Source organism: Mycobacterium sp., assembly GCF_040509115.1.
In the GTDB taxonomy this organism is placed as follows: Bacteria; Actinomycetota; Actinomycetes; order Mycobacteriales; family Mycobacteriaceae; genus Mycobacterium.
Genome location: NZ_JBEVLO010000381.1, coordinates 1 through 3,877, shown reverse-complemented (window position 1 = coordinate 3,877; position 3,877 = coordinate 1). Strand labels below are relative to the sequence as shown.

The following is a 3,877-nucleotide window of genomic DNA, read 5'->3' as shown; positions in this document are numbered from 1 at the left end:
ACACTGTTCGCCTGTACTGCACCCGACTTTCACGAGGAAGCCCGGAAGAATGCGCGCGAAGGAAGCTTGATCGCGATCCGCACCGCCACACCGCACGCGGGAACACCCTGAGCTTCGGCGAGAACCCGTCGCGCATGACGACGCAGGTCGCCCAATCGACCGGACCAACGGCGAGATTCGCCGATCCCTCTGAAATCGCTTCAGTCGTCGCGTGGCAGTGCGCCCAGGAGTGCCGTGGTGAACGAGTACTGCAGCGCGCGTCGAACGTCTCGCGTGAATGCTCGGCGAAGCGTTCGCGGCAGGTCAACGATGTCACATCCAGCCACTCGTACAGCAAGAAGTCCAAGTCGCATCGACGAGTGCGAGCGGGTCGGCCCGATCCGCGAGGACTTGCTCTTGCGACACGCCGCGACGAGATGGGACGCCGGGTGGCAGGTGGTCACGAGCGTCAGAAGCTTCTCCCAGGCCACCATCTTGATCGCTCGCCAGAACAACACCGAGGCCCGCATCTCCACTTGAGGTCAGCACCAAACTCGAAGGACTAGACGCAGCGTCGGCGTCGACAGGCATCGCAATAACAAAGGGTGACGCTGTGAAGTGGGTGTTGAAAGACTCGACACCGCTGTACGAAACGCTGCGGGTCCGGCCTGGTGGAGCACTCCGGGGGACAGCCGTCGTCGAGGGCCGATACCTGGAGGACGCGGTGCCTTCACGGGACGATCGCGTCGCTCCACCTCAATCTCATCATCGATGAGGCACATATCGGTCGTGATCCAGTTTCAGACTCCCCGTAGCTTGTGCCGCGATTCAGCCAGTCCCTCAAGCAACCGCTCATGTTCCACCGCACTGGGCGGTTGTGCCAATTGCGGCGCAAGGGCTTCGATCAGGGAAACCAGCCTCGGGTCTGGCATCGGCACGCGATGGATCTTTCCGTCTACCAGCCCGACTAGGGTACCGCCCGGGCCTAGGGCGTACAGCGGCGTCTGATGGTGAAAGGGTGGCCTGACCGCCATCACGCCAACCCGCAGCCGCGCAATCATCCGCCGTAGGTCGAAAGAGACGATCGTCACGCGCAAGCCACCCGTCTGTCCGAGCAACCGCGTTGTCGCGTCGAAGGTTTGACCGGGCTGCCACTCGTTGTTGAAGGAGGCTGGATCTGAAGCCACCACGGTCGAGTTCGGGTTGGCTGGCTCATGGATGAGTACGGCAGGCCTTGGCACCCCGGCGTCGAATCCATCAGGAATGCGGAACTCCACCACTAGCCCACTGACGTCGGCGGCCAGGAATCCAGGCGTGTCGGGGCGGCTCAGTGCCACAAGGTCGATCTCGTAGACGCCGCTGCTGTTCTTGGAGGGAGGGCGCCATACGCGGTTGGCCGGCATCCATTCCATGCGTTGCAAATTGGCCACGTTGAGCAAGGGTCCCCGAGGCGAGAACTGATGCCCGGTATCACCATGCACGTTCATCGCGCTCATGACGTCGTGCTGATCGTAATACTCGCCCGCCTGGGACCACGGCATGAGCTGTCGCGCCGACTGATCGAACGAGTGCTCCAAGCCGATGTTGTGGCCGATCTCGTGACTAAGCCAAGTAACGTTCTCGTCCCCCGGGGCGCAGAGAACGCCGCCGGCCGATCCACCATCGCCGAGCCCAACATTGAAGATTGCGACGGCGGCAGCATAGTCAGACACAGCCACATCAGGGAAAGCCGCAATCGCCCCTTGTATCTTGTCGGACCGTGTCGGATGGTCGGCAATGTAGTCGCCGAGGCTCGAGTCGAGCGTCTTCCACCCGAACACTGCGGATCCATCCAGATTGATCGCGCCCAACGACGCGGTGGCGTAATAGTCGTTGACGCCGCCGGTGCCGCGCTTGACGAGCAGGTCCTCATAAAAGGACACAGGGTGTGGCTCGACCTCTTTCGTGTCGCTTAGCTTGCACAGCAGTACCGCGATTCTCTGTGATCCCTTGATGGTCACTAGTGCCCCTCCGTGTTCGTTTGACCGCCTTCGCGGCGGGCTCGATGAGAACAGTCCCACTGGCGCCAGACCGCAGCACCCGGGACTGCGGCATGCCCCGATCTGGCTCGGAGATACGTGCCGCCAGAACACCGTCGTGACGATGAAGCTGGCCAGTCTCATCTGAGTTGGCGGTTCGGAGTCAGTGCCTTGTTGCTCCGGACGCTTGAGTACTACTACTTTGAAATCGCTTCTCCCCATACAGCACCCGTCAATTTCCTGGTGGTGTCGGTGACGGTGCACCAGCCGTTGTCGAGGTCGTCGGGATTAACGGCATTATTGATCGGGCACGGGCCGTTGAGGGTAACTGTGTCGCCTTTCTTGAGCATCCCGATCACGGTGCCACTACCGCCCGGGGTGTCATACAGATCCACATCAAAGATCACGGTATGGCCCGACGGAGGAATCGGGGGTAGATCGAGCGGCGCGCCCGTGATCGGCGTCAGGATCGTGTCAGGTTTCGGAGCGCAGGTTTTGCCGGCCGGAACGGTCGGAGTCGGCGAGCCGGCCGGGCACGTGATCGGCTGTGGTGGCGTGTAGTTGACGTCCGCATACGGCGTGCACCAGTCACCCTCGAAGTCCTTCTTGCGGCAGGCCTGGACCCCGAACGTGAACGTCGAGTTCGGGTCAGTGTCGATGTTCCAGGTGGCAGCCTGACCGTCATTAACGCAGTGGAAGGGGTATTCGTCTTGGTGCCCCCTGATCATCGTGTGCAAGGCGTCGACGACGTAATCGCCGTGCACCCGAGGGCAGCCCCAAGGAAACGCCACGCAGTGCACCCGCGTGCCGTGGTCCCATGGCACGCAACCGATTACGAGCCCGTTGCTCAGCGGAACAAGCGGAGTCGGATCTGTGTTCGCAATGGGAGCGACTAGCGCCGCCGCCGCCAAACACACTGAGGTAGCTGCGGCAACGGCGGCGGATCGTTTGAGGGCAGATGCGCGGATTCTGATGTGTTGAACAGCAGCGCCTCCCCCGTCGCGAAGAGCTTGCCGCTGTTGACAGATCCTGCCAGGGAGATCTCCGACCGGACTTCGCCCCAAAGGAGAAGGCGGCGTTGAGAATCGGCACGCCCCTGTCACCCTCCTCGAGAAAGGTGACGTGCTGAGTTTGAATCTCCCCGCGCTCATTCGTGCCGAAGTTCTCGAAATCCATACCATCGGCGTCTACATCTCTACGGTGATTCTTCGGGTCATGATTCCCCCTCTTGTTCGTGCTACTCATATAGCTGCCTGGGCCCGGCTTGATGGATGTCCGCCGGTAATAGGATTGTCGAAAGCCCTCACCCAATATGCATGCGTAGTGCACTACTCGACTTCGCGAACCACCGACGAACCGCCGGTATCGACACCTCCGCAGGAACGGTTCTGCCAACGCGCCAGCGGAGCAGAGGTGGTTGTAGGAAACGCAGCGTCCCGTGAGACAAACCGCGCTGCACCCATCGTGAGACAGACCAGAAAAGAGCAGGTGGCGCTGGTGCGAGATTGCAGCCGAAGGGGAGAACCTACAGGTTTCGGTTGTGTAGGTTCTCGAGTTTGAAGTCCAGTTCTCAAGTGAGATGTCCACCTGATGTGCAATTGGAGATGACGGTGAGGTTTTGAAGCGTGGGAGCCGAGGAGACCCTGGCGGGAAATGGCCGAAGACTCGGCTACTGCTGAACGGCGGGTACAGCCGTTTCTCCGGTTTGGCGGGCAGGACGTCTGTTCGTCATTGAGGCGGTGCGGGCGACTTCTCGTCGGCACAGGATGCATCCGCGAGGAGGTCCGCGCCGCCGATGCCACGCGATGCGCCGGTAACCAGTGCGACTTGGAGTGCGGGACTGTGGCGTTCGGGTACCGCATCTTTCGGATCTGTTGTCG

2 protein-coding genes are annotated in these 3,877 nt (G+C 61.4%); both read right to left on the bottom strand.

All coding sequences use genetic code 11. The annotated features are described in order from the left end of the window. Nucleotides 1-779: 779 nt before the first annotated feature. Nucleotides 780-1,979, bottom strand: a complete 1,200-nt coding sequence (locus tag ABW137_RS26355; RefSeq protein WP_526404415.1) for a hypothetical protein — start codon at nt 1,977-1,979, stop codon at nt 780-782. A 215-nt stretch (nt 1,980-2,194) separates the two neighbouring features. Further along, nucleotides 2,195-2,761 carry a hypothetical protein gene (locus ABW137_RS26350; protein ID WP_526404414.1) on the bottom strand — a complete coding sequence of 189 codons (567 nt, stop codon included), beginning with the start codon at nt 2,759-2,761 and terminating at the stop codon, nt 2,195-2,197. Nucleotides 2,762-3,877 lie beyond the last annotated feature (1,116 nt).